This window comes from Gordonia sp. NPDC003376 (assembly GCF_053589235.1).
This window is the reverse complement of the sequence record NZ_JBSFRM010000004.1, coordinates 257,310-282,351: the sequence shown is the minus strand read 5'-3', so window position 1 is coordinate 282,351 and position 25,042 is coordinate 257,310. Positions and strand designations below refer to the sequence as shown.

Annotated in this window: 20 protein-coding genes; 8 read left to right on the top strand and 12 right to left on the bottom strand. The window is 68.6% G+C overall.

The window, feature by feature from the left end:
• Positions 1-293 precede the first annotated feature (293 nt).
• Positions 294-2,438 (top strand): Rv1355c family protein, encoded by a 2,145-nt coding sequence (locus tag ACWDUA_RS06920; RefSeq protein WP_449750268.1) that lies wholly within the window; start codon positions 294-296, stop codon positions 2,436-2,438.
• Here ACWDUA_RS06920 and ACWDUA_RS06915 read toward each other — a convergent pair.
• A complete protein-coding gene (locus tag ACWDUA_RS06915) occupies positions 2,406-3,743 on the bottom strand; it encodes a glutamate-1-semialdehyde 2,1-aminomutase (RefSeq protein WP_449750267.1) in 1,338 nt (445 codons plus the stop codon). The two genes, ACWDUA_RS06920 and ACWDUA_RS06915, sit on opposite strands and share 33 nt — an antisense overlap.
• Complete coding sequence (locus ACWDUA_RS06910; RefSeq protein WP_449750266.1) at positions 3,736-4,872, bottom strand: class I SAM-dependent methyltransferase; 1,137 nt, start codon at positions 4,870-4,872, stop codon at positions 3,736-3,738. The genes ACWDUA_RS06915 and ACWDUA_RS06910 overlap by 8 nt, the downstream gene beginning before the upstream one ends.
• 14 nt (positions 4,873-4,886) lie before the next feature.
• Between ACWDUA_RS06910 and ACWDUA_RS06905 the strand changes: the two genes are divergently transcribed.
• Positions 4,887-5,438, top strand: coding sequence for a dTDP-4-dehydrorhamnose 3,5-epimerase family protein (locus ACWDUA_RS06905; RefSeq protein ID WP_449750265.1), 552 nt, complete (start codon positions 4,887-4,889; stop codon positions 5,436-5,438).
• On the opposite strand, the gene ACWDUA_RS06900 is transcribed toward ACWDUA_RS06905, so the two are convergent.
• The 5 genes from ACWDUA_RS06900 to ACWDUA_RS06880 all read right to left on the bottom strand — a co-directional run bounded on the left by ACWDUA_RS06900 (position 5,422) and on the right by ACWDUA_RS06880 (position 10,756).
• The gene (locus tag ACWDUA_RS06900) at positions 5,422-6,450 is read right to left on the bottom strand and encodes an NAD-dependent epimerase/dehydratase family protein (protein ID WP_449750264.1); all 1,029 of its coding nucleotides are present in this window, start codon (positions 6,448-6,450) and stop codon (positions 5,422-5,424) included. The genes ACWDUA_RS06905 and ACWDUA_RS06900 overlap by 17 nt on opposite strands.
• Position 6,451: 1 nt before the next feature.
• Positions 6,452-7,102, bottom strand: coding sequence for a PIG-L deacetylase family protein (locus ACWDUA_RS06895; protein ID WP_449750263.1), 651 nt, complete (start codon positions 7,100-7,102; stop codon positions 6,452-6,454).
• Positions 7,099-7,917 (bottom strand): glucose-1-phosphate cytidylyltransferase, encoded by an 819-nt coding sequence (locus ACWDUA_RS06890; RefSeq protein ID WP_449750262.1) that lies wholly within the window; start codon positions 7,915-7,917, stop codon positions 7,099-7,101. Before ACWDUA_RS06890 ends, ACWDUA_RS06895 begins: the two co-directional genes overlap by 4 nt.
• Before the next feature lies 1 nt (position 7,918).
• Positions 7,919-9,169: a methyltransferase domain-containing protein gene (locus tag ACWDUA_RS06885; RefSeq protein ID WP_449750261.1), complete on the bottom strand. Its 1,251-nt coding sequence runs from the start codon at positions 9,167-9,169 to the stop codon at positions 7,919-7,921.
• Positions 9,170-9,376: 207 nt separating this feature from the next.
• A complete protein-coding gene (locus tag ACWDUA_RS06880; RefSeq protein WP_449750260.1) occupies positions 9,377-10,756 on the bottom strand; it encodes an exopolysaccharide biosynthesis polyprenyl glycosylphosphotransferase in 1,380 nt (459 codons plus the stop codon).
• Positions 10,757-11,222: 466 nt separating this feature from the next.
• On the opposite strand from ACWDUA_RS06880, the gene ACWDUA_RS06875 reads away from it, so the two are divergent.
• Positions 11,223-12,350, top strand: coding sequence for a diguanylate cyclase (locus ACWDUA_RS06875; protein WP_449750259.1), 1,128 nt, complete (start codon positions 11,223-11,225; stop codon positions 12,348-12,350).
• A gap of 62 nt (positions 12,351-12,412) precedes the next feature.
• Here the strand turns inward: ACWDUA_RS06875 and ACWDUA_RS06870 are convergent, their stop codons facing one another.
• The 3 genes from ACWDUA_RS06870 to ACWDUA_RS06860 are packed head-to-tail and all read right to left on the bottom strand — an operon-like array spanning position 12,413 to position 16,157.
• Positions 12,413-13,522, bottom strand: a complete 1,110-nt coding sequence (locus ACWDUA_RS06870; RefSeq protein WP_449750258.1) for a glycosyltransferase family 4 protein — start codon at positions 13,520-13,522, stop codon at positions 12,413-12,415.
• Complete coding sequence (locus tag ACWDUA_RS06865; protein ID WP_449750257.1) at positions 13,519-15,087, bottom strand: flippase; 1,569 nt, start codon at positions 15,085-15,087, stop codon at positions 13,519-13,521. Before ACWDUA_RS06865 ends, ACWDUA_RS06870 begins: the two co-directional genes overlap by 4 nt.
• Before the next feature lie 14 nt (positions 15,088-15,101).
• The gene (locus ACWDUA_RS06860) at positions 15,102-16,157 is read right to left on the bottom strand and encodes a glycosyltransferase family 4 protein (RefSeq protein WP_449750256.1); all 1,056 of its coding nucleotides are present in this window, start codon (positions 16,155-16,157) and stop codon (positions 15,102-15,104) included.
• Between the two features lie 258 nt (positions 16,158-16,415).
• On the opposite strand from ACWDUA_RS06860, the gene ACWDUA_RS06855 reads away from it, so the two are divergent.
• From ACWDUA_RS06855 to ACWDUA_RS06845, 3 genes are read left to right on the top strand one after another with little or no spacing between them, the layout of a single operon-like run.
• Positions 16,416-17,579 carry a glycosyltransferase gene (locus tag ACWDUA_RS06855; RefSeq protein ID WP_449750255.1) on the top strand — a complete coding sequence of 388 codons (1,164 nt, stop codon included), beginning with the start codon at positions 16,416-16,418 and terminating at the stop codon, positions 17,577-17,579.
• A gap of 2 nt (positions 17,580-17,581) precedes the next feature.
• Positions 17,582-19,243, top strand: a complete 1,662-nt coding sequence (locus ACWDUA_RS06850) for a hypothetical protein (protein WP_449750254.1) — start codon at positions 17,582-17,584, stop codon at positions 19,241-19,243.
• Complete coding sequence (locus ACWDUA_RS06845) at positions 19,240-20,322, top strand: glycosyltransferase family 4 protein (RefSeq protein ID WP_449750253.1); 1,083 nt, start codon at positions 19,240-19,242, stop codon at positions 20,320-20,322. Before ACWDUA_RS06850 ends, ACWDUA_RS06845 begins: the two co-directional genes overlap by 4 nt.
• A 10-nt stretch (positions 20,323-20,332) precedes the next feature.
• On the opposite strand, the gene ACWDUA_RS06840 is transcribed toward ACWDUA_RS06845, so the two are convergent.
• Entirely contained in the window at positions 20,333-21,157 is an 825-nt protein-coding gene (locus tag ACWDUA_RS06840) for a glycosyltransferase family 2 protein (RefSeq protein WP_449750252.1), read from the bottom strand.
• A 101-nt stretch (positions 21,158-21,258) separates the two neighbouring features.
• Here ACWDUA_RS06840 and ACWDUA_RS06835 point away from each other — a divergent pair, with 101 nt between their 5' ends.
• Together ACWDUA_RS06835 and ACWDUA_RS06830 are read left to right on the top strand one after the other, a co-directional pair.
• On the top strand, positions 21,259-22,650 hold the full coding sequence (locus tag ACWDUA_RS06835; RefSeq protein WP_449750251.1) for an O-antigen ligase family protein: 1,392 nt from the start codon (positions 21,259-21,261) through the stop codon (positions 22,648-22,650).
• Positions 22,650-23,786, top strand: a complete 1,137-nt coding sequence (locus tag ACWDUA_RS06830) for a beta-xylosidase (protein WP_449750250.1) — start codon at positions 22,650-22,652, stop codon at positions 23,784-23,786. Before ACWDUA_RS06835 ends, ACWDUA_RS06830 begins: the two co-directional genes overlap by 1 nt.
• Before the next feature lie 19 nt (positions 23,787-23,805).
• Here ACWDUA_RS06830 and ACWDUA_RS06825 read toward each other — a convergent pair whose 3' ends face one another.
• A complete protein-coding gene (locus ACWDUA_RS06825; RefSeq protein ID WP_449750249.1) occupies positions 23,806-25,005 on the bottom strand; it encodes a GGDEF domain-containing phosphodiesterase in 1,200 nt (399 codons plus the stop codon).
• Positions 25,006-25,042 lie beyond the last annotated feature (37 nt).

Sequence of the window (25,042 nt, the reverse complement as noted above, 5' to 3'; positions counted from 1 at the left end):
ATCGGCCTTCGGGCCCCGGCATCCCGAGACGTGGCGACCGTGTCCGACAGACGATGTCACCGACGCCGAGCGTATTCGGCCCCGGCCTCGACCCGATCGACGAGATCGACCATTGTCCTTTGTTCGACCCCGTCGACCGCGCCGACCGTCATTGTCGGCCACCCGGCCCGACAATGACAATGGCGGAACACCGAGTTTGATATCGCGTACCCGCCGCGACGTCGACCCGTCGACAAGGCGATGGTGTGACCGGCGACGCGCCGAACCGATCCTGCTCTGGCACAATCACTCCCATGCCTGAATCCACTCGATCGGCAATCAGGCCGACGATCTTTCCCTTCGATTCGATCCCTGCGGAAATCGTCGACAAATGCGCCGATTCCACCGTTGACCTCACCGAATTCGACCGAACGGGCTTCATTCCACCGGTCGATGAGCCGACTGCCGACGACCTCGTCTGGGTTCATCTCCCCTGGCGCAATGCCCTCATCAAGTGCTTCGGGCCGGCCACCTTCCGGCGGATTCGTTCCGACCGGAATCGGCACAAACTCACCACCGACGAGCAGGATCGTGCCGCCGAATTCGCCATCGGCGTGGTCGGACTGAGCGTCGGCCATGTGATCGCCCACACACTCGCCATGGAGGGGCTGGCCGGGACGATCCGCCTCGCCGACCCGGACATCCTCGAACTGAGCAACCTCAACCGCGTGCCCGCATCGCTGGTCGACATCGGGGAGAACAAGGCCGTCGTCGCCGCCCGCAGGATCGCCGAGATCGATCCGTTCGTGAACGTGGAGATCCATCCCGCCGGGGTGACCCAGGACACGATCGCCGAGTTCTGTGCCGGACTCGATCTCGTCATCGAGGTGTGTGACTCATTCGACATGAAGCTCCTGGTGCGGGAAACCTGCCGCGCACAGGGCATTCCCGTGATCATGGAGACCAGCGACGGCGGGGTGCTGGACGTGGAGCGGTTCGACCTCGAACCCACTCGCCCGCCATTCCATGGAATCCTGGGCGACATCACCACCGCCCAGTTCACCGGACTCGATGCCTCGGCACGCACGGCGACCGCTGCCGCCATCCTCGACGGATCCCGGGTGACCCCGCGGATGGCCGCCTCGGCCATCGAGATCGGCCAGACCGTCACGGCGTGGCCGCAGCTCGCCGGCGACGTGGTCCTCGGGGGTGCCACCGTCGCGGCGGCGGTCCGGTGGATGGTGCAGGGCCGCCATCTCCCCTCCGGCCGCACTCGCCTCGATCGCGACGAGTGGCTCACCACACTCGTCGACCCGCTCGCCTCCGTCGAGCCGGACCTGCCCAGCCCGACCGGGTCGGCCGCGTCGGTCCCGACGGGGTCGCACGCGTCGATCCCGACGGAGTCGGCCGACCCGTCCACGATGTCCGATCTCGACCTGATCGTCCACGCCGCCGGGCGAGCGCCGTCGGCCGGCAATCAGCAACCGTGGACCTTCGAGGTCACGCCGACGGCGGTCACGGTGGCCCTCGACCCCACTCTCACCTCGACGCTGGATCTGGCACACCGGGCCTCGGCCGTCGCCGTCGGCGCCGCCGCCCACAACATGGCGGTGGCCGCCGCAGCACGGGGGCGTGGCGGACCCCTGACCTTCACCGGCTCCGATGGCGATCTCCGTGTCCGGCTCGACCTCGGCTCCGGCTCGTCGCAGGTCGGCGAGCTCGACGCGATCCTGGCCCGCCATACCAACCGTGCCCCCGGCGACCGCACACCGATGCCCGATGAGGAGGCGGCCGCGCTCGTCGACGCCGCCGCCTCCGGGCACACGCGCGCCGTCCTCGTCCGTGATCCGGCCGCCATCGCACGCTTCGCGGAGATCGCGGGCCGCAGTGACCGGATCCGATTCCTCACCCCGGGCCTGCACGCGGACATGATGTCGGAGCTGGTCTCCGACGGCGAGCCGACCGGCATCGACCTCGCCGATCTGGCCCTGCCCCCGGCGATGTCGGCGCTGCACGATATCCTCGCCCGGCCGGAGGTGATGGCGTTGCTCGACGACTGGGACGGGGGTACCGCACTCACCGGTGACGCCATCGGACGGATCGCGACGGCGTCGGCATTGCTGGCAGTGGTGCAGGCCGGCACATCCATCACCGACTACGCGCGGGCCGGCCTGACCGTCGCCTCGGTGTGGACCACTGCCGAGTCGCTGGGCTGGGCGGTGCATCCGATGACCCCGGCCTTCCTGTACGGGCTCACCGACGACGAACTGCGTGGCCTGTCACCGAAACACGGCCTCGAGCTGATCGCCTTGCAGCAGCAACTGCACTCGCTGTGGCCGCTCGGTCCCGACGAGGCCATGAGCATCGTGCTGCGCCTGTCCCACGCGCCCGGACCGGCCTCGCGCAGTCGGCGGCGCACACCACCGTCACAACCGGCGGGGAGCCGCCACACGTCGTAGGGCCGGGGCGACCGGCCGGCCGCGCAGGAACCCGGCGACCGAACCCGCCTGGAGCGCATCACGATACACCGACAGCGCGCCGCACACCGCCTCGATCGTCACATCGACGTCGTCGTCGGTGTGCGCCGCCGAGGTCACGAACGACTGGCCCAGCACCCCCCGCTCGATGATCTCCTGCAGGAACAGTGTTCGGTAGGCCTGCGATGGTGCTCCGGACGGGTCCCTGGTGACGAACACCAGACACGAGGGCCGTCCGATCACCGATACCGCAGCGGCGACGCCGGCCGCCGCGGCCGCGGCGTTCACACCGTCGGCGAGCCGACGGCCCGCCGCCTCCATCGCACCGACCGGGTCGGTGTCCCGGTATGCCCCGACCACGGCACGGAAGGCGGCCAGCGACCCGGTCTCCGGCCCATGCGTCGTCGACAGCAAGAACACCCTCTCGGCATCGGTGTTCAGGCCGCCGAGCTCCATGATCTCCCGCTTGCCGGCGAGCGCCGAGATCGGGAATCCGTTACCCATCGCCTTGCCCCAGCACGACAGGTCGGGGGTGACGCCGTACATGCCCTGGGCACCGTGCTCCGACCATCGGAACCCGGTGATCATCTCGTCGAAGATCAGCACCGTTCCCGTTCGATCACACAGTGCCCGAACACCTTCCAGGAATCCCGGGGCGGGTTCAGCGGTGGCGGTGGCGGCCTCGAGGATCACTGCGGCGATCTCCCCGGGATGCCGGGCGAAGGCGCCCTCGAGCGAATCCAGGTCGTTGTAGGAGAACCGCGGATTGCGCTCGTGGGCGTTGCCGGGGATACCCGCGGACATGTCGGTGGTGCCGATGAACCAGTCGTCCACCGAGAAGAACGGATGATGACAGATCGCCACGCGGTCACGGCCGGTCGCCGCACGCGCCAGGCGGACCGCAGCAGTGGTCACATCCGAGCCGTTCTTCGCGAACTTCACCATGTCCGCGCCGGGTACGAGCTCCAGGAAGTCCTGCGCTGCTTGCACTTCCAGAACCGTCGGGCGGGAGAAGTTCATCCCCGCCGACGCCGCCGCATACGCGGCGTCCACCACCGGCCGATACCCGTGCCCGAGGGTCACCGACCGCAGACCGATGCCGTACTCGACGTAGGAGTTGCCGTCGGCATCCCAGACCCGTGCACCGGAACCGCGGACCAGGATCGGTGCCATCTCGTCGGGATACTGGTCGGAGCCGCGCGCATAGGTGTGCGCACCACCGGGCACCATGCGGTGCAGGGCGGCCTGCAGACGGTTCGATTCGGTGAACACCCGGCCATCAGACATGCTCGCGTCCTTCCGTGTTCGCGTCGGCGGCCGGCGTGCGGTAGGCGTGCACACCGTCCGCCAGCCAGCGACCGTCGAGCTGCGGGTGACGTCGCTGCACCTCGTCGAGCAGATCCGGCACCATCAGAATCACCCGGTCCGGGTCGGCGGCGACGAGCTCGTCCGGCGAGACGATCGGGACATCGCAGCCGGGCATCCGCCGCCCCTGTTTACCCGGTGAGGCGTCGGCCACCGCGGTCAGCAGCCGCGAGTCCACCCCGGCCGCGCTGAACACGGCGACCGCTCGCGACGCCGCGCCGTAGGCATACACGCGTCGCCCCGAATCTCGCTGGGCCCGAAGCCATGTGGCGAGACCATCGACATGCGTGTCGACGGCGGCCTGCAGCTGCGCGACGGTGTGCGCATCGGTGATGCCCGCCTCGCGGTCGAGCAGGGCGCGCACCCGGTCGTCGGGCGCCTGTGCGCGGTGGACCGCGGCGACCATCACGGTGCCGCCGTAGAGGTCGTACTCCCACGCCGAGGTCACGCTCATCCCCACCCCGGCCAGCAGGCGCACCACGACGGGCAGCGAGTAGTAGGCGAAATGCCCGTGCCGCAGCGCATTCCACTGACCTTGCCGCACGATGGCGTGGAGCGAATGGAATTGCAGCAACAGCACACCACCATCGGAGGTGGCGGCGGCTCGCCGGGCGAAGGCAGCGGCCTGGTCCGGCTCGTGCATGATGCCCAGCGAGTCGATCACCACGTCGGCGCCACCGGGATGATCGTGGCCCACCTCGCCGAATCCCCGGGCGGTCAGATGCGGCACCCACGTTCCCCCGTGAGGACTGCCGAACTCGGTGACGGTGTCCCCGGTCAGCAGACCCGCCGCGGCGGCGTCGGCCACCGCCGCCAACGCCTGGTCCACCAGTGCCCGGGGCTCCACCCCGCGCACTTCCCGCGTCACCGTGTCGTCGTCGGCGAGTTGGGCGAGTCCGCACACCGCGCAGAGCACCATGCTCGCGGGATGCGCGGTCTCGGCCGGCGACACCGGCTCGGCGGCACCCGGGAAATGGTCGGCGGCCGGGACCGGACCGAGGTCCAGGACCGTCTCGAGTTCGGTGCTCGCGCACGCACGGCAGGTTCTCATGCGACCATGACCTCGTGCGTATCGAGACCACCGAGCTGACCGACGTCCTGCTGCTGATCCCCCGACCGCATCGGGACGACCGCGGACTGTTCACCCGTACCTTCGACGCCGGGATCTTCGACGCCCACCTCGGGAAGCCTGGTACGGCAGCAACTTTCGTCCAGGACTCGCAGTCGCGGTCGGCGGCCGGGGTGATCCGCGGCATGCACGGCCGTGCCGGACGCGGAGAGGCCAAGCTGGTGCGGTGTGCCCGCGGGGCGATCCACGACGTCCTCGTCGACATCCGTCCGGATTCCCCGACGTTCGGTCGCCGGCAGGCATTCCGGCTCGACGACGCCGATTTCCACCACCTGTACATCCCGCCGGGTTTCCTGCACGGTTTCCAGGCGCTCGTCGAGGCCGATGTCTGCTATCGGATCGACCGGCCGCACGACCCCACCGAAGACCTCGGGGTCGCCTACGACGACCCCGAACTCGCCATCGCCTGGCCGATGCCGGTGGGCGTGGTCTCGCCGCGCGACATCGCCGCGGGTAGCTGGGGCGAACTCCTCACGCACCTGCGGTGATCCGCCGCATCGTCGCGTCGAGCCGGCCCGCACCACGCAATTCCTCCAGCCGTGCCAGGCGGGTGAAACGGTGCGTGAACGCGTCAGCGGTGAGGCCGTAGGCCGTGTAGGCCTTGTACAGTTCCTCGGCACCCGCCGGGATGGTCCACACCGCGGTGTAGTCGAGTTCATCTCTGGCACGGGAGAAGTCGACGCGATACGACCGTGGGTCGGGGCCGCTCTCGCCGGTGATCACCAGGGCCGAGCCGGGCACGGTCTGCGCCACCGACTCCGCGATCTCGGCCACGGTCAGGTTGTTGTCCTCGGTCCCGACGTTGTAGGCGCGAGCACTGATCGTGGTGGCCGGCGCGGTCAGACACACGATGAAGGCGCGCGCGATATCCTGCGCGTGAACCAAAGGGCGCCATGGGGTTCCGTCGGACAACACCCGCACGTCGCCGGTGAGCACCGCATGCCCCACCAGATTGTTCAGCACGATGTCCGCACGGAGGCGGGGCGAGAAGCCGAAGGCCGTCGCGTTCCGCAGGAACACCGGCACGAAGCCGGAATCCGCCAGGGCCGCCACATCGTCCTCGACGCGGACCTTGCTCACCGCGTACGGGGTCAGCGGGTGCAGCGGGGCGTCCTCGGCGACCAGACCGTCGCCGGCGGCGCCGTACACCGAGCAGGTCGAGGCGTACAGGAAGCGACCCACTCCGGCCTCCTTGGCCACCCGGGCCAGACGCACAGACGCGTGATGGTTGATGTCGTAGGTGATCTCGGGATCCAAGGCGCCCAGCGGATCGTTGGACAAGGCCGCCAGGTGGATCACCGCGTCGAACCCGGTGAGCTGCTCGACGGTCACGTCACGCAGATCACCGTCGACGATCGGCGGATCGTCGGGTACCGGACCGAGCACGCACTCGGCGAAGTATCCGTTGTCCAGACCCACCACCTCGTGGCCGGTCGCCTGCAACATCGGCACCATCACGGTTCCCAGATAGCCCTGATGGCCGGTCACCAGCACGCGCATGTCATTGTCCTCCGAATCTCACGGTTGCCTTCTCCAGCACAAAGGCCTCGGCGTGCCGATTGCGGCACTGGACGCCCCGCAGCCGGGACAGGCCGAGGAACGACTCCTCGTCGAACCAGTCGTGTGCCACCTGCGACGGATAGTGCTCGTGCAGCAGCCGGACCTTCTCGCGCGCGACGTCCTCGGTCACCGGGTGGAAGACGGTGGGTGTGGGAGTGTCGGTCTCCCACTTGAGGATCTCGTAGCCCAGGATGAGGTGGTCGCGGAACTCGGTGGGCGCCAGTTCGGCGACCAGCCGATGGTCCTGGTGCGCGTCGTGACGGTGCGGGGCGAACACCAGCTGCGGATCGACGCCGCGACGGAACGCGCCGAGCGCGTCCTTCACCGCATCCCACCGGGCCGGGGTCCGGCCGTCGGGGAAGTCGAGCACGGTCACCTCGACCTGCGCGCCGGGACAGAACGCCTCGAGCGCCACGCGTTCCTCGGTCTCCCGCGCGGTCCCCCCGCCGGTGAGCACCAGCGCGCGTACCCGCAGCCCCGGGTTGTCCCGGGCCGCGGTCAGCAGGGTGGCGCCCATCCCGATCGGGATGTCGTCGCAGTGAGCGGCGAGCAGCGCCACCTCGTCGACACCCGCGGCGGTCAGCCCGATCATCGGGGCAACGCGCCGGAACTCGTCTCGCCGAAGCCCGATTCGTCTGTCTCCCAGAGCATCCAGGGCCGATCCCCTCGATGGTAGCGGGCGTCGAGCTCGGCGCGTTCCTTGAACGTGTCGGCCGGCTTCCAGAAACCGAGGTGCCGGTAGGCGTACAACCGCCCCTGCCCGGTCAGGGCCCCGCACACGTCCGCGACGAGGTCTCCGCCTTCCGGCAGGTGCGCCCAGATCTCCGGGGTGAGAACGAAGAACCCGCCGTTCTCCCAGATCGGGAACTCCGACACCGGGGTGATCGCGGTGACCACCCCGTCCTCGGTGGCCTCCACGCAATGGAACGACGACTGCGGGGGCACCAACATCATCGATGCCGCGGCCCCGTTGCGCTTCACCTCGTCGATCATGTCGTTGAGCGGCGCATCGGTGAGCACGTCGGCGTAGTTCGCCAGAAAGTACTCGTCGTCGCCGAGGTACTGCCGGACGCGACGCAGACGCTCGCCGATCGCCGACTCGATCCCGGTGTCCACGAAGGTGATCGACCACTCGCTGATGTCGGAGGAGAGCAGTTCCACCCGCCCGTCGGCCATCACGAAGTCGTTCGACGCGGTCTCGCGGTAGTCGAGGAAATAGTCCTTGATGTGGTTGGCCCCGTACCCCAGGCACAGGATGAACTCGGTGTGACCGAAGTGGGCGTAATAGCGCATCACATGCCAGATCAGCGGACGCGAGCCCACCATCTGCATCGGCTTCGGGACCGCGTCGTCGCCGCTGTTGCGCATCCGCATCCCGTAGCCGCCACAGAACAACACGACCTTCATGTCATCGACCTCCAGTTGCCGTGAGCGACACCGACACCGTCCGCACCTGCGGCAGCGGGTACACCAGTTCGGCACCCCACTCGCCCACATATCCCAGTTGCGCGGTGATCTCGGTCTCCAGATTCCATGGGAGGACGACGATCACGTCGGGCCGGTCCTCGGCGATGCGCCCCGGGTCGTGGATCGGGATCCGGGTCCCGGGGGTGAATCGTCGGTGTTTGTAGGGGTTGCGGTCGACGGTGTACTCGAGCAGGTCGGGCCGGATGCCGCAGTAGTTGAGCAGCGTGTTGCCCTTGCCGGGTGCGCCGTAGCCGACCACCCGCTTGCCCTCGGCGCGCCGGTCGAGCAGGTACCGGAGCAGGTCCTGGCGGACGGCTTCGGCCTTCGCCTGCAGGTCCAGGTATCCCGACACCTCGTGCAACCCGGCCTCCCGCTCCAGCGACAGCGCTTGTGCGACACCATCTCCCGGCTCACCGGCGACACCTTCGGGCCGGGCCCACAGCCGGATGGACCCACCGTGGGTCGAGAGCATCTCGACGTCGACGACGATCAGCCCCGCGGTCGCGAGCGCCCGTGACGCGCTGAGCACCGTGTAGTACTGGAAATGCTCGTGATAGATGGTGTCGAACTGGCCCAGGGTCACCAGGTTCAGCGCGTGGTGGACCTCGATGCTGACCCACCCGTCGTCGGCCACCAGGGTACGCAGCGACCGGGTGAAGCCGAGCAGGTCCGGGATGTGGGCATAGACGTTGTTGGCGACGACGAGGTCGGCGGGCCGGTGCTCCGTACGGACCCGGGCAGCGAGTTCCTCGTCGAGGAACGCGGTCTCGGTGGGCACGCCCTTTGCCCGGGCGGCGGCACCGACGTTGACCGACGGTTCGATTCCGAGGCAATCGATTCCGGCGTCGACGACGTGCGTCAGCAGGTAGCCGTCGTTGCTCGCGACCTCCACCACGAACGATCTGCCGTCCAGCCCCACCCGGCTCCTCGCGTCGTCGACGAAGGTGCGGGCGTGGGCCACCCATGAGTCCGAGTACGACGAGAAGTATGCGTACTCGGTGAACGTGTCCTCCGGCGTGATCAGCGCCGGGATCTGCAACAGCAGACAGTGCTCACACAGTCGGAGATGAAGGGGAAAGGTCGGCTCGGCCTCGTCGAGACCGGCAAGGGTCAAGAAGCGTTCACACGGGGGCGTGGCCCCCAGATCGAGAATGCTGCGCAGGTCCGACGAGCCACAGAGGCGGCAGGTCATCGACTCAAGCTCTCCCGTCCGCGCAGGGAATGGCTCCATACGCATATATTCGATTTCGTGAACGCGACGTATCGAACGCTAACACAGGAGTGTCGGATTTTCCGCCGGGGCGCTCGATCGGGTTCGACGAAAGGACAATGACACCGGGAAGCGCTCGGACGAGTAAATCTGATCACAGTAGATATCGGAGCGCCAACGCCCGACCACTCAACGACCCGTGCCCCGCACCACCGACCCCACCGTGCGGACGATGATCTTGGTGTCGAGCCAGATGCTCCAATTCTCGATGTAGTAATTGTCGTAGAGGGCGCGGTCACTGATACTCGTGTCGCCGCGCAACCCGTTGATCGCGGCCCAGCCGGTCAGGCCCACCGGAACCCGGTGCCGATCCACGTACCCGTGCACGGTGCCGACGAACTGTTCGACGAAATGCGGCCGTTCCGGACGCGGTCCCACGATCGACATCTCACCACGCATGACATTCCACAGCTGCGGCAGTTCGTCGAGTGAGGTCTTGCGCAGGAACGCACCGAGCCGGCTGATCCGATCGACGTCGGCCGGCTGCCACTCCACATCGGAGCGGGTCGCGGGCACCGGGCGCATCGACCGGAACTTGAGGACGTCGAACAGCACCCCGTTGCGTCCGATGCGCTGCTGCCGGAAGATCACCGGCGCGTCACCGCAGTCCAGCCGGACGGCGGTCGCGATGATCGCCATCAGGGGTGCCACCAGGATCAGGGCGAGGGTCACCATCACCAGGTCGAAGGCCCGCTTGGACTGCCAGTGCCAGGTGCGCAGTGCGTCACGGCGGATGTGCACCAGCGGGATCGTGTGGATCCGGTCCATTCCCGGGGTGAGTCGGGTGAACTCGAAGAGCCTGGGCACCAGATAGATCTCGCAGTCCAGCTCGTCGCAGCCCCGAAGTGGCTGGACCAGCGCCGAGTCCGGGGTACTGCTGAAGGCCACGACGAGGGTGTCGACGCCCAGGCGCGACACCAGATCGGCGATGTCGCCCGGCCCCGACTCGATCGGCACACCCGTGTCGTACAGCAACGGCATCGGGTCGTCGCTGACGATGCAGGCCACCTCGAGCCCGAGGCCGGGAAACGACCGCGCGCTGCGGACGAGCTCGGCGGCCACCACCCCGTCACCGATCACCGCGAGCCGACGCCGGTGCCGGACGTTGCGGCGACGCCGCCGCAACAGCGCGTAGTAGACGACACGCACACAGAACAGCGCCACGAAGACGAACAGCGCGTACTGGGTGGCCCGCGTGAAGCTGACACCCGACCGCACCAGCGCGAAGAACACACCCGAGACGATGATCGACCATGCGCCCAGTCGTGGCAGGTCGTCGAGCGCCGAGACGGTGATCCGCGGCCGGTACAGACCGGCAGCGGCCAGGATCCACACGGTGAGCACCACGCCGAGCACGCTCAACGTCAGGGTGACCCGCCCACGGTCGGCGCTCGTGACGACGGCGATCAGGAGCAGAAGCCCGAAGTCGAGGGTGATCAGGGTCGGATCGGTCCGGCTGCGCGAGACGGCCAGACGCCACCATCTCGTCGGCGCCCCGCGCTCAGCCATCGCCACCGGGCTCCGCGACCATCCCGGTGATCGTCGGCCCGTCCTCGCACGCATCGTCATCTCGTCGGCCGTCCTTCGGGTGCCCCATCAATTGGATCATTCGACCCACACTGTTCTACATTGAAAACCCCCGATGTGTTTATCGCCGACTCTTACACGCAAAGAAACAAACCGCCTTTGGGGCTCCACAGTGGAATGAACAACGCACGACGTCGCGCAGTTCACTATGCCCAGTTCCGCCCCGAACACCAAGTCGAATCATGGACAAATATGAGCCACGCACGACACGAATTCATCACCCGCTCACCAATGACATTTGTAGTGTGACCCAGGCCATACAGCACAGGACCGATTTCTGGTTTAGAATTCGACATCAGCGATTTTGATGACACAAATCGCTGACCAGACATCCACTGGCGGCGGCGGGGCGCCCGCGCCAGGTGCCCACACCATCAGGAATGGTGACGTGACCAGAATCCGTAACGCGTTGTCCGCCTACGACGCCCGTTCGATGGCGGTGCTGCTGAGCACCGGCGGAGTGCTCCCGCTGCCCGGCGTGTGGGTGTTGGCCCCACACATCGTCCGCCAAGGCGCCTGGCCGGTGATCGTCGTGGTCTGGGTGTCCATCACCTCGATCTTTGTCTACGCCGCGGTCCGGCGACGGCTGACCGACACCGAGTTCGCGATCCTGGGCATGGCGGGGATCACCGGAATCCTCAGTACGGCAGTGGTCGTCGCCGATCCACGGGCCAGCGAGGCGGTGGTGCTGCTGTGTGCGGTGATCCCGACGATCGGGGCGATGTCGCCGGTCCGGGCGCTGACCGTTCAGCTCGCCGGCTTCGCGACCGCCGGGTCGCTCCTGGTCATCGCGGCGCTCAGCGATTCACCGGCCGGGTTCATGATCAGCGCCGGTTGCATGATCGGCCTCATCATCGTCCCGCTGTTCCTGGTCTCCGCACTCCGCAGGTCCCTCATCCGCTCGCTGGAGCAACAGACGCGCATCAGCGGGCTCGATCCCCTCACCGGAATCCTGAACCGGCGTGGTCTGCTCGCGCAGGTCGGCGAGATGCTCGGCGGCATCCACACGACGCAGGGACTCGTCGGACTGCTCCTCATCGACATCGACAGATTCAAGGCGGTCAACGACATTCACGGTCACGTGGTCGGCGACCGGACGCTGCTGCAGACCGCGGAGGTCTTGCGTCGCGCCGCTCCCCCGGGCGCTGCGATCTCGCGCTTCGGTGGCGAGGAGTTCCTGATCTTCTGCACGCTCGGCAGGTACGAGGATCTCGAGGCGGCCGCCGAACTCCTGCGCGCCGCCGTCGCCGAGTCGACGCCGGTGACGATCAGCGTCGGCGCGGCCTGCGTCCGCGTGGTCCCCACCCGGGAGCAGACGGCACTGTCCACCCCGGAACTGGTGGATCAGCTCGTCGGCACCGCCGACCGGTGCGTCTACCAGGCGAAGGCCGACGGGCGGAACCGGACGGTCACGGTGGTCGAGAATCCGATGTGGTGGCGGTTCACGGTGACCGAGAGCATCCCCGCCGGCCCCACCGTCGCCGACCGCAGCACGGCACCGTTGTTCCGGAGCTGAGACCGCACCCCGCGGGGTAGGCGCCGGCAGGACCCGTCATCGGGGCACGTCACCGGGCCACATCACCGGGGAGACGGCCGGGTCAGCGCCTGCAGCATCTCCGGCCCCGTACGACGAAGGTCGTGGCACTCCCGTACCCGTTTCCGACCGCGTTCGGACAGCTGGTGCCGCAACGACGAATCCGCGACCACCGTGGCGATCGACTCGGCGATCGCGGCCGGGTCCTCCGGCGGTACCAGCAACCCGGCCCCGTCGGCCAGGTACTCGGCGGTGCCGCCGAGCGCGGTACCGATCACCGGACACCCGGCGCTCATCGCCTCCAGCACACCCAACGGTCCCGCCTCCGGCGCGACGCTCGGCGAGATCAGCGCCGTCCACCGACGCAGGCACTCCCCGGGCTCGGCACGTCCGAGAAAGCGCACCCGACCGGCCAGTTCGGGTGCCGCCGCGATCGTGTGGAGCTCGGCGACGTAGGCCGCGTCGCCGGGGAACCAGTCCCCGGCGATCTCCAGATCGACGTCGGGCAACCGGGTCATCGCCTCGAGCAGCACCCGATGCCCTTTCCACGGTGTGAGCTTCGCGAGGACACCCACCACCGGCCGGCCGTCGGCGACATCGCGGTCGCCGGACACCACCGGCACACCGTTGTAGCGGACGACGACACGGAAACCGAGATGCCGCAGCGGCTTGGCGGTCTCCTCCGACACCGCGACCGCGACCCGGACCGCCGGCGCACCCAGGCGGGCCACCGCCATGCGTTTGGCGTCGACCACGGTGTCGTGCACCAGCCATGAGCAACCGCCGGGCAGACGGGACAGCCGCACCGCGGGCAACGCGAAGAGCGAGTTGACCACCACGTCGGAGTCGTCGCGACAGACCGTCCGCAGTGTCCGTCCCGCCCGTATCCAGCGAATCCCCAGGCGCGCCAGGCCTCGGACACGGGCCACGCGTCCGCCGCCGTCGAGTCCGAGGGCGGGCAGCTCGACGTGGCGCACGCCGGGCGGCAATGCCTCGACGAGCGGGCCGGCCGGGCACGCCACGGCGACCGGGTGCCCGTCGGCGAGCGCCAGACGGGTCAGGTGCAGCATCACCGCCTCGGCCCCGGACATCATCCCGGTGTGGGCGACGAACACGATCCGCCGGCGCGCCGGGGGCGTCCGGGAGGTGCTCACGCCACCCCCTGCCCGGATCGCCGCGACGTCATCCACCGCCACAGGCTGCGGGCGCTGACGCCGGGTGCCCACCCGGACGACACGATCACCGCAACGGTGACGACACCACCCAGGACGGCCGCGACCGGCCATGGCACGCTCCGCAGGCCGGGTACCGCCATCAGGGCCACGATCACCAGAGCGGCCACCGCCACCGATCCGACGATCGTGGTCACCGGGATCAGCCGCGGAACCGGAATCGACATCCGCACCACCACGGCGACGGCGAGGAGCATGAACAGCTGGCTGATCAGCATCGCCCACGCGGCTCCCTCGTAGGAGTGACGCGGGATCAGCCAGAGGTTGCCGAGCACGTTAATCGTCAAGGCCACCAGCGCCACCCACGGATACACGCGGTGGCGACCGGCTGCCACCAGCACCATCAGGCCGAGCTGGCTCAGCGCGCCCATCACCCCCGCCGCGACCAGCAACTGGGTGGACGTGCTCGCCGCACCGAATCGTTCACCGTAGAGCAGTTCGAGCAACGGCCGGGTGACCGGCCACAGAGCGGCGAGACCCCCCGCACACAGGACCATCACGATCGACACCGACTGCCGGGTGGCCCGCCGAAAGCCCTCGGTGTCACCGGGCCATGCGGTCACCAGCAGCGTCGTGAACGGGGTGATCACCGCAGCCGCGGCGACGAGGACGAAGTCGGAGAACTTGAATCCGATCGAGTACAGGCCCACCGCGTCGAAGTCGTCGAGCCGACCCAGCATGAGCACGTCGACCTTGGAGGTCACCTCGATGAACGCGAATCCGATGCTCAGCGGCACCGCCTCGAGCAGCATCTCCTTCCAGCGCCACACCTCGGGTCGCCCGCCCGGACGCGGCCCGGTCAGCCCTCGCCGCAGTCCCCGGATCTTGACGACGAGGGACACGAGTTCGTTGACCACCGCCGGCACCACCAGCAGCAACAGCAGCGGTTGGGTCAGGGCGATCACGACGGTCAGGGCGAGCTGAACCGACTGCGCCAGCATCTCCCCGGCGGCCACGTATCCCAGTCGCAGACGGCTCTGGAACAACACCGTCAGCGCGTGACTCGGGGTCGCGAGCACCACCACCAACCCGGCGATCACCGTGGCGAGCACGACGTCGGAGGGATAACCGGAGAGCGCCACGAACCCGACGGCGACGACGTAACCGATGAGTCCGAGAGTGGTGCGGAGCGCGATGAACGATGCGGCCACCGACCGGATCTCGGCGTGGTCGTCACCGACGAGCCGGGCCAGGACGACGCGGCCGACGCCCAGATCGGTGACGATCGACATCATGCCGAGCACACCGAAGACGAAGGAGAACTTGCCCCAGTCGTCCGGGGAGAGGACACGCGCCATGACCACCGTGCCGGCCCAGCCCATCACGGCGATCGCCACTCGGCTGCCGAGCATGACGGCGGTGTTGCCGATCGCGCGGCGCGAGTCGTCGGCGGTACCCGACCCCGGGGTGTCGGACCCCGTCTGCGCAGCCGTTTCCGTCCCGGTGCCCGGCGCCGACCCGCGCACCGCCGTCACCGACGGCGACACGCGTCGTGACCTGATCACGCCGCGAGCCCCGCCGACCGGTAGACCGCGACCGTCCGCTCGGCGAGCGCCGACCACGTCAGCGCCCCGGCCGCGCGGATCGCCGCCCCGCCGAGCTCGGCGCGTGCGTCGGCGTCGTCGATCAGGCCACGCAGGACCCGCGTCCAGTCGGTCAGCCGCGTCCCGGACACCAGCACCGCCCCGTCGCCGACCACGTCGGGAAGCGCACCGACGGCACTCGCCACGACGGTGGCCCCGCAGGCCATCGCCTCCACCGGCGGCAACGAGAAACCCTCGTACACCGACGCATAGGTCACTACGGTGGCCGCGCCGTACAGCGCGGGGAGGTCGGCGAGATCGGCATAGCCGAGACCGATCGCCGTGCGAGGGGCGTGCGGTCCGTCCGATCCCTGTCCGGCCAGGACCAGCGGGATGTCGAGCGCCCGCGCGGCCTCGGCGACGAGGTGCGGACGTTTGCGTGGCTCGATGGTGCCGACCTGCAGGATGAACCGCTCGGGCAGGTCGTAGGTCGCGCGCACCCGATCGATGTCTGCCTGCGATGCCGGCCGCGCCCACGGTCCCGGGGCGAGCTCGGTGACCGTGGCTTCCCGCCGGTACACCTCCCAGATCCGCGCAGCGGTGAACTCCGACACCGCGATCAGCGCGTCGGCCCGCCGCAGGCTGTCGCGCAGCAGGAGTTGTTCACCGCGTGCGCGCACCGCAGAGTGCGCCCACGGCACGTCCACCACGGACAGGTCGTGCACGGTGGCGACGGTGGCCGACGGCCCGGCGAGCGGCAGGTCGACGTCGAGCGCATGGAACAGTCCACCCCGTCCCCGAGGCCGTTTGCCCTGCACCATCCGGACGATTCCCCTGCTCGCAAGGGTCTGCACGACGGACACGGCCGACGGCACCTCGCTCGACGCCGCACCCTGCACGACCGCCGACATCGAGACATGGTCTGGCACGATCTGTGCGATCGCCCGCATGGCCTCCCGCGCATAGGTACTCACACCGGTCCCACCGCTGTGCATCGCCAACGCGCCGAAGGTCAGATCTGCGTCCGGTCTCATCACACCCGCCTGTTCGCGACGACGGCAGTCGGCGCCTCACACATACCGACCGCCAATCATAGAGTGTCACCCCACTTCCCACCGATGTGACCGAAACCACCCTGGTCGACACAGGCAAGAAGGCATGTAAGATCGAGAAGTCGTCGGAAGACGGCCGGTGATCCGGCCCATGACAGTGGTACGTACGACTTGGTGCTGTCGGGTTCGGAACACATTGTCGGGGGGGCCGCCATCACCGACCGAGGAAGCTGAGTCCTGTTGAGTAGCAACGCCTCCGTGATCGTCCATGAGTGGATCGAGGAGACCGGCGGCTCTGAGACGGTCGTCCAGGCATTCCGGGAACTCCTCCCACGTGCCGACATCGTCTGTCTGTGGAACGATGCACCGAATCGATTCCCCGGAGCGCGAATCCGCCAGAGCCCGCTGTCGCGGACCCCGCTGCGCCGCACCAAGGCGTTGTCGATCCCCTTCCAGCCCCTGCTGTGGCAATGGGTTCCGGGCTCCTACGACTTCGCACTGATCAGCTCGCATCTCTTCGCCCACCATGCCCGGTTCTTCCGTGCCCAGCCCGAACTCCGGTCCTTCATCTATGTGCACACCCCGGCGCGCTACATCTGGGAACCCCAGCTGGACCCGCGCGGGGCACAGCAACTCGGTGGACTCGGGCTCCCGGTCCTGCGTGCCGTCGATCGCTGGGGCGCCCGGGGTCCGCGCACGGTGGCCGCCAACAGCGCCTATGTCGCCGAACGGATCCGACGCAGCTGGGACGACGACCCGGTCGTCATCCATCCGCCGGTCGACGTCCGACGCATCACCACCACCGACTGGACCGCCGAACTCGACGCCACCGAGGCCGCCACTGTGCACGCCCTGCCCGGCGAGTACCTGTTCTGCGTCGGACGCATGATCGGCTACAAGCGTTTCGACCTCGCGATCCGCCTCGCTCATCGTGTCGGCATGCCCCTGGTCCTCGCCGGCAGCGGCCCGCTGCAGCCGGAACTCGAAGCGCTGGCCGCAGAGCTGGACGCCGATGTGACCTTCCTCGGCCGCGTCAGCGATCCCCTGATGTACACCCTGCACGCCCGTGCCACCGCGTTCGTCTTCCTCGGCACCGAGGACTTCGGCATCTCCACCGTCGAGGCCATGGCCCTCGGTACGCCGGTGATCGCGGCAGATGTGGGCGGTTCCACCGAGATCGTCACCCTCGGACTCACCGGGGCGCTGATCGATCCCGACGCGGCCACCACCGGCGCAGCCGTCGCAGCACTCGAGATCGCCCGCCGATGCGATCGCGACGTCGTCCGCGCCGACGCGACACGCTTCTCCAAGGAGCGATTCCTCACCGAGATCTCCGACTGGACCGGCCTCCCCGCGGTGGCCGACGCTCCATCGGCACTCCCCGACCCCGACCATCGAGGTTGAGCATGGGTTCCCACTCACGCCCCGGGCGGGCTTCGCGCCCCGGCCCCGGTTCCGGTTCCGGCCCCGACATCCCCGTGCCGGAGCGGCGATCCGGCCCCGATCTCATCGGGCATCTGCGCCAGATCGTCCTGGTGCTGCCGATCGCACTCCTGATCGCCCTGATCGCCGGCGGCACGACCCTGGCGATCACACAGAGCGAGCCGGAGCGCTACCAGATCACGTCCACCGCCCAGATCGACGCCCAGATCCCGATCGTCTCCGGCGACTCGTACCTCTACCAGAACTCGGCACCCTACATCGCTCTCGCCTCGTCGTCGGAGCTGTACGAGGCCATCGCGACGGCTCTCGGCGCCCCGTGGACCGCGGACGAGGTGGCCGGCGCCATCACCGTCTCCGAGACCAAGTCGCCCCTGCTGCTCGACGTGACCGGTGTCGCCCCGACCCGCGAAGAAGCGGTCCGGTTGACCCAGCAGACCATCTCCTCCCTCGACAGCATCTCGCGACGCCAGCGGGCCGGGGAACTCGACCGTGCGATCGAGGCCCAGAGCAAACAGCAGGCCGACCTCGAGGATCGCATCGACAAGATGGGCCGCAACGATCCACTCCGTGGGGCCCTGGTGTTGCGGCTCAAGGACATCCAGGGTGAGATCAACCGCATCCTGGCCGGTGGCGTCAACGGACTGTCCGCGTTGTCGGTGCCCGACCCGCACGACGCCCAGCAGATCTCACCGCAGTCGCCGATGCTCGCGGTCTTTGTGGGCCTGGTGGCCCTGATCGTCTCCGCCGAGATCCTCGCCTTCATCCGGGGTCGGTACGGCAGGCGCCTGCGTCCCGGCGACGCCGCGCGCCTCACCGCCGGGGCCGGCGTTCCGCTGGACACCGCATCCGGCGAGTCCCTGCCGCCGGTCACACGCGCGATCCTCACGCGGATCGGCCCGTTCCGCCGGCCGCTGTTCCTGCTGTCGCCCCAGGCTGCGCCCATCATCGCCACCGACCTCGAGAAGGAGTTCGGCACGTGGTCGGTGGCACCGCTCGACCCGCAATGGCCCACCGCCCTCGATGAGTCGGTGGAGCTGGTCGTCGTGGTCGCGATCCGCGACGAGGCCGTCCGGCCCCAGTTGCGTGCCGCCATGGCCGCCGCCGACGAGTTGGGTCTGCCCTGCCGGGTGGCCCTGATCGCACCGGCCGCCGACACCCCCGAGTCCGATCACCACGCCACCGACCGGCCGGCCGAGACGACGGCACACACCGGATCCCCCGCTGCGCCGATCGCCCATCGGGCGACCGCCGATCTGCTCCACTGGTACGACGGCGAGACGATCCAGTTGCCGCGCATCCCGTTCGACGACGCCGAGGTCGACGCCGAGGTCGACGCCGAGGTCGACGTCCCGCAGCCGGTCGCCGTGACCCCGACCGTGACACCGGCCCCAATCGTGACACCGGCCCCGACCCAGACCGCCCCGACACCCGTGCCCGTCACGACACCCGAGACCGCGACACCCGAGACCGTGGCATCCGAAATCGGGCCCACCCGGGACGACGACACCGAACCTCCCGCCCCCGACCTCCCCCTGGTCCCCGTGCTCAACGGCCACGATCACGGGGAGCACCCGGATTCGTCGTCGATCTGGGTCGACCCGTCGAAGGGGCCACAGCGGCCATGAGAATCACACACCTCGTCAACGAGCTCGTCGACACCGGCAACGGGATCGTCAACGTCGCCGTCGATCTCGCCTGCACCCAGGCCGCCGATGGCCACGAGGTCCACGTCGTCTCCCGCGGTGGCGAATTCGTCTCCCTGGTCGAACGTTTCGGCGTCGTCCACCACACGGTCGAGATGTCGTCGCACCCCCGCAGGCTGCGCCACACACGCGTGGAGCTCGACCGGATCCTCGACGGGACCCACCCCGACATCGTGCACTCGCACACCCTGACCCCGGCGGCCCTGGCCTTCTGGTCGAAGCTGCGCACCCGCGGGGGCGCCCCGCGTCCCCGGCTGATCACCACCGTCCACAACGAGTACCAGCGTGGTGCCGCGCTGATGGGTGCCGCGGACATGACCGTGAGTGTCAGTGCGGCCGTCGACGATGCGATGGCCACCCGACACATACCGGCCCGCCGGCGCCGGGTGGTACACAATGGCGTCCTCGGCTCACCGCGGCGGCGCCCGGTGTCGGAAATCGACCCGGTGGAGGTCGACGGGCGGATGATCCTGGCTCTCGGAGCGGTCTCGCACCGCAAGGGACCCGACCTGCTCGTCGCCGCCTTCGAGGGCCTCGCCGACGAGTACCCGGACGTATCCCTGTGGTTCGTCGGCAACCACGACTGGCCCGAGCTCGTCGCCCGGGCCCGGCGGGCGCGGCACGGTGACCGAATCCACTTCCCCGGGCTCGACCGTGAGCCCACCAAATACCTGAAGGCCGCCACCATGCTGGTCCTCCCGTCCCGGCGCGACCCGTTCCCGCTTGTCCTGTTGGAGGCCAAGGAGACCGGGACACCGGTGATCGGCACCGACGTCGACGGCATCCCGGAGGCCCTCGACCACGGCGAGTCGGGCCTGCTGGTGCCGGCCGACGATGCCGCCGGCCTCGAGAAGGCCATCCGTCACCTTCTCGACTCCGATTCCGCGCGTGCCGAGTTGGTGGCCCACGCCGATGCCGGACTCGAGCGGTACACGGTCCGCCGGATGACCGACGACTACGTCGACATCTACCTCGACCAGGTCGCGCTGGGGTCGGTCTGAGGTGGCAGGCTCACGCCCCGGTCGCCCGCTTGTACGCGCGGTGCGCGATCGACGACATCGCGCGGAGGTCCCCGGCCACCCGGTCCCTGCGGCGCAACGACCCCGCGGGGCTGCGATAGTGGGCGTCGGCCCAGCGGTTGAAGGCCATCACGTCACGCACCTTCTCGAGGGTCGAGGTGGTGCTGGAGACGTTGAACGTCGACGCGCGATTGGCGGCCAGGCACCCGTCGAGGCCGAGGAAGTCACCGAACGCGACGAGTTGCAGCCACAGGTCGATGTCCAGGGTGTATCCGAAGTCGTCACGGAAACCCGTTGTGCGATCGAAATGTTCGCGCCGGAACAGGGCAGCCGCCGACGGGAAGCACTCGTCGGGCATGCGGTGGACGAAGGCACGCATCGCATCGGCCGACGACACGCGACCCTCGAGGTCGGCCAGCCCGAGACCGCTTCGCAGCAGCACCCCGTCGTCGTCGATGAGGTCGAAGTGCGAGGCCACCAGCGCCAGGTCCGGATCGGCCATCAGCGGCACCTGGACCGCCAGGCACTCCGGGCCGAGCGTGTCGTCGCTGCAGACCACCTTGACGAGGTCGGTCGCGGAATCGCGCACTGCACGATTCCAGTTGGCGCCCATGGGCATTCGCTCGGTGTGTGCCACCACCCGGATGCGGGGGTCGCCGAACGCCCGGACCAGGGCGACGGTGTCGTCCTCGCTGGCGTTGTCGGCGACCACGAGTTCGAAGTCCGTCCACGTCTGCGCGAGGACCGATTCGATTGTGGCGCCGATGGTCCGGGAACCGTTCAGGACCGGGATGCACACCGACACACTGGGTCGCATGTCACTTCCTCCCTGAGGCGGCCGAATCGGCCGTCGACGCCGTCTTACCGGGCAATCCTCTCACACATGGCACCGGGACGGCACCGGCCCCGGGACGCGACATGAGTGCCGCGGGAACGGTACTGACCGTCGCGCTGCTGGCCGCGGCACTGTGTGTCGTGTGGCGACGACCTCAGCGCGGACTGCTGCTGACCGCGGCCCTCACCCCGTTCAACGGTCTCCTGATCCTCCTGCCCGACGGGACCGTGCCGGCCTGGTGGAAGGAAGCACTGCTGGCCCTGACGCTGCTGTGCGCACTGGCGCGGGCACGCCGAGATGAACTGCCACGCATGAATATTCCGTGGTGGCCGGCAGTGGTCGCGTTGGTCGTGATCGGCGTGGTGTCGGCGGTGATCGCCTTCGGGGCGCTCGCCTACCTCCCGGTCAAGATCACCTTCTTCTACGCGATCATCATCGTGATCGCCTGGCTGGCCCCGCTGACCGCGTCCGATCGCGACCATCTCGTCACGATCCTGATGGTGGCCGGAATCATCAACGCCGCGTACGGGATCGCCCAGCAGGCACTCGGCGTCGACACCCTGGTGGCGATGGGATACGAGTACGGGCAACAGGTCCGCAACGCCGGTGACCTCCTCCGCAGCTTCGGCACCTTCCATCAGCCGTTCCCGTACGGGCTGTTCCTGATGATCACCATCCTGGTGGGATCGGCAGTGGCACTGGCCGAGCCGCGGCGGCTGCGCAACCGGATCTTCTTCTGGTGCATTCCGCTGCTCCTGGTCGGACAGGCACTGTCGGTGGTCCGGGCGAGCTATCTCGGTCTGGCGCTGGGCCTGCTCACCTTGGGCATCATCCGCTATCGCAAGCTGCTGTACGGCCTCGGGATCGGCGCCGTCCTCGGGGTTCCGTTGGCACTGGTGGCGGTTCCGCCGGCCACCCTGTCGACGGTGCTGTCCTCCGACAGCTACAACACCCGTGCCAGCGGATGGGAGACCACCTGGGATTCCATCCTGGAGAATCCTTTCGGGCAAGGACTCGGCGCATCCGGCTCGGCCGCCGAGAAACTCGTCAGCGGTTCGGTGCAGCTGCCCGAGAGTCTGCGCGCCCGCATCGACGGCGACACGGCGTATGCCTTCGGCATCCCGTATCAGCCGGACAACTACTACCTCAAGCTACTGATCGAACTCGGCCCGATCGGACTGTGGCTGTTCGTCGTGTTCCTGGTCGTGGTGTTGGCCTCCGCCGTGTCCACCTGCCGCGAGGCCACCACCTCCGTCGACGCCGGACTGGCCGCGGGCATCGGGTCGATGGTGGTGGCCGCCGCCGCGGCATCCTCTGTCTCGACGTACCTGGAGATCTTCCCGCTCGACGTCTACACCTGGTTGTTCGTCGCCGTCCTGGCGGGCATCCCGCGCCGCTCACCACCCGAATCCGGGACCGCGGACGCTAGAATTCCCTCGCACCCCGCCTCCGACGAAATGACGATGCAGCCGTGATGTCCTCCGCCACGACCCGCTTGCGGTCCCTCACACGCCGCAGCACCACACCCGTGCTGCGGTGGACCGTGATCGTGTCGGCGGTGGCCCTCATCCTCGGTGGCGTGGCAGCGGTCACCTACTCCGCCGGCCCGGCCACGTCCGAGCCAGGCGGTTCCGGAGCCTGCCGGGCCCACGAGGTGATCGGATTCGCCGGTGGCGCGGAGATGATGGCCCTCCCCGACGACGTCCTCGACCGTGAGCTCGACGCGATGTACGCCATGGGCGCCCGCTGGATCCGGATCGGTGTCGAGTGGGATGCGGTGGAGCAGCGGTTCGGGAAGTACGACTGGACCATCCCGGACCGGATCATCAACCGCGCCGTCGCCAAGGGGTTCACCGTGTTGGGTGTGGTGCTCACCACCCCGCCGTGGGCCAGGTCTCCGGGCGCGGCGCAGAGCCCGCATGCGCTCCCGGCCGTCCCCTTGTTGTTCGCCCGGTTCGCCGGTGATGCCGCCGCCCGGTACCGCGGCAAGATCTCGGAGTGGGAGATCTGGAACGAACCCAACATCATCGTCTTCGCCAAGCCCAAACCCAGTGTCTTCCAGTACAACCTGATGCTGGTCAACGCGGCCCTGGCGATCCGCGCGCGGGCCCCCGGCGCCCGAATCGTCTCCGGTGGGCTCGCCCCGGCCGGCGACGATGGCACCAACATCGCGCCCACCACGTTCCTCCGGCAGCTGTATGCACTGGGTGGGCGCAACGCCTGGGACTTCGTCGGCATGCACCCCTACACCTATCCGGCCCAGCCCGACGACCTCTCGACCGTCGGCTGGAATGCGTATCTGCGCCTGGACATCATCCGCGACATCATCAACAGCAACGGCGACGGCCGCAAGCAGATCTGGATCACCGAGTTCGGTGCCCCCACCGCGGGCGACCCGTCGCGGGCGGTCAGCCCCGAGGCACAGGCCCAGGCGATCAGCACGGTGATCCGCCGGGCGATGAGTGATCCGCTGATCGGGCCGGTGATCATCCACAACAACCGTGACCGGGGCACGGACCCGAACAACATCGAACACCACTTCGGCCTGACCAACGTCGACTTCTCACCGAAACCCGCCTATACCGCACTGCAGCAGATCGCGCGCTGTTGACCGGTCGGGCCCGGTCCGATCAGGCTGTCGCCAGGTGGTTCTCGATCGGACCGGGCCGCCCCAGGTGATAACCCTGGGCGTAGTCGAAGCCCAGTTCTTCCACTGCGGCGAGCATGTCGGCGTTCTCGATGCCCTCGGCCACCGTGGTCACCCCGATCGCCCGGGCCATGTCGCAGATGGCCTGCACGATCGCTCGCCCTGATTCACCGGAGTCGAGTGTCCAGATCAGTGCACGGTCGACCTTGAGCACATCGACCGGCAGATCGCGTACATAGCGAAGGGCCGAGAACCCGGCACCGAGGTCGTCCACGCAGATCTTGCAGCCGAGGTCGTGGAGCGCCTCGATCGCCGCCGCGGTCTGCCCACCGACGCCGACCATGTGTTTCTCGCTCACCTCGATCCAGATACTCGACGGAGTCACCTCGTAGGCCTCGATCATCGCCGCCATGTGTGCATACTGGTCGGCGTCGCGGAGTTGCTGCACCGACAGGTTCACCGAGACGAACGCTTCGCTGCCGAGCCGGGGACCGATCCGCTGCGCGAGATCGGCGATGGCGAGCTCGATGGTGTGTCGACCGATCGGCACGATCATGGACGAGGCCTCGGCGGCGGTCATGAACTCGGCCGGACCGAGCAACCCCTCGCGGGTGTCCCATCGCATCAGCGACTCGTATCCGACCGTTCGTCGATTCTCACCGAGGGTCATGATCGGCTGGTAGTGGACGATGAACTCATGCGTGTCGGTCACCGCGAGGCGGGTGGCGAGTCGCACTTCCTCGGTGATCCGCTCGCGCATCCCGGCCTCGGCGAAGACGACGCTCAGCCCATCTGTGATCGCCTCCGACAACGCGGCGTCCGCGCACCGCTCCAGATCGTCGTCGTACACCCCCGGCAACTCGGCCGCCAGCGCCACTCCGGCGGTCACCTCGATCAACCCGTTCACCGGTACCGGCCCCGACATCGGGTTGCTCAGGGCGGCGCGCAGCCGATCGACCAGTTCCGCAAGCGAATCGGCATCGGCATCCAGCCGCAGGACCCAGTTCAGGTCGCCACGGCGCTCGAGTGGCACACCGATGGCGTTCCCGATGCGTGCGACGAGTTGCTCGGCTCGGGCGACGGTGGCGGTCCGGCCGAAGGCCACGATCCCCCGGCGGTACGGGTCCAAGGCGAACGCCACGACGATCCCAGGATCGCCGGCGCCCACTGCGCGCTTTGTCACAGCGACAATCTAGGGGTTGTCTCCGCGTCGCGTGCAA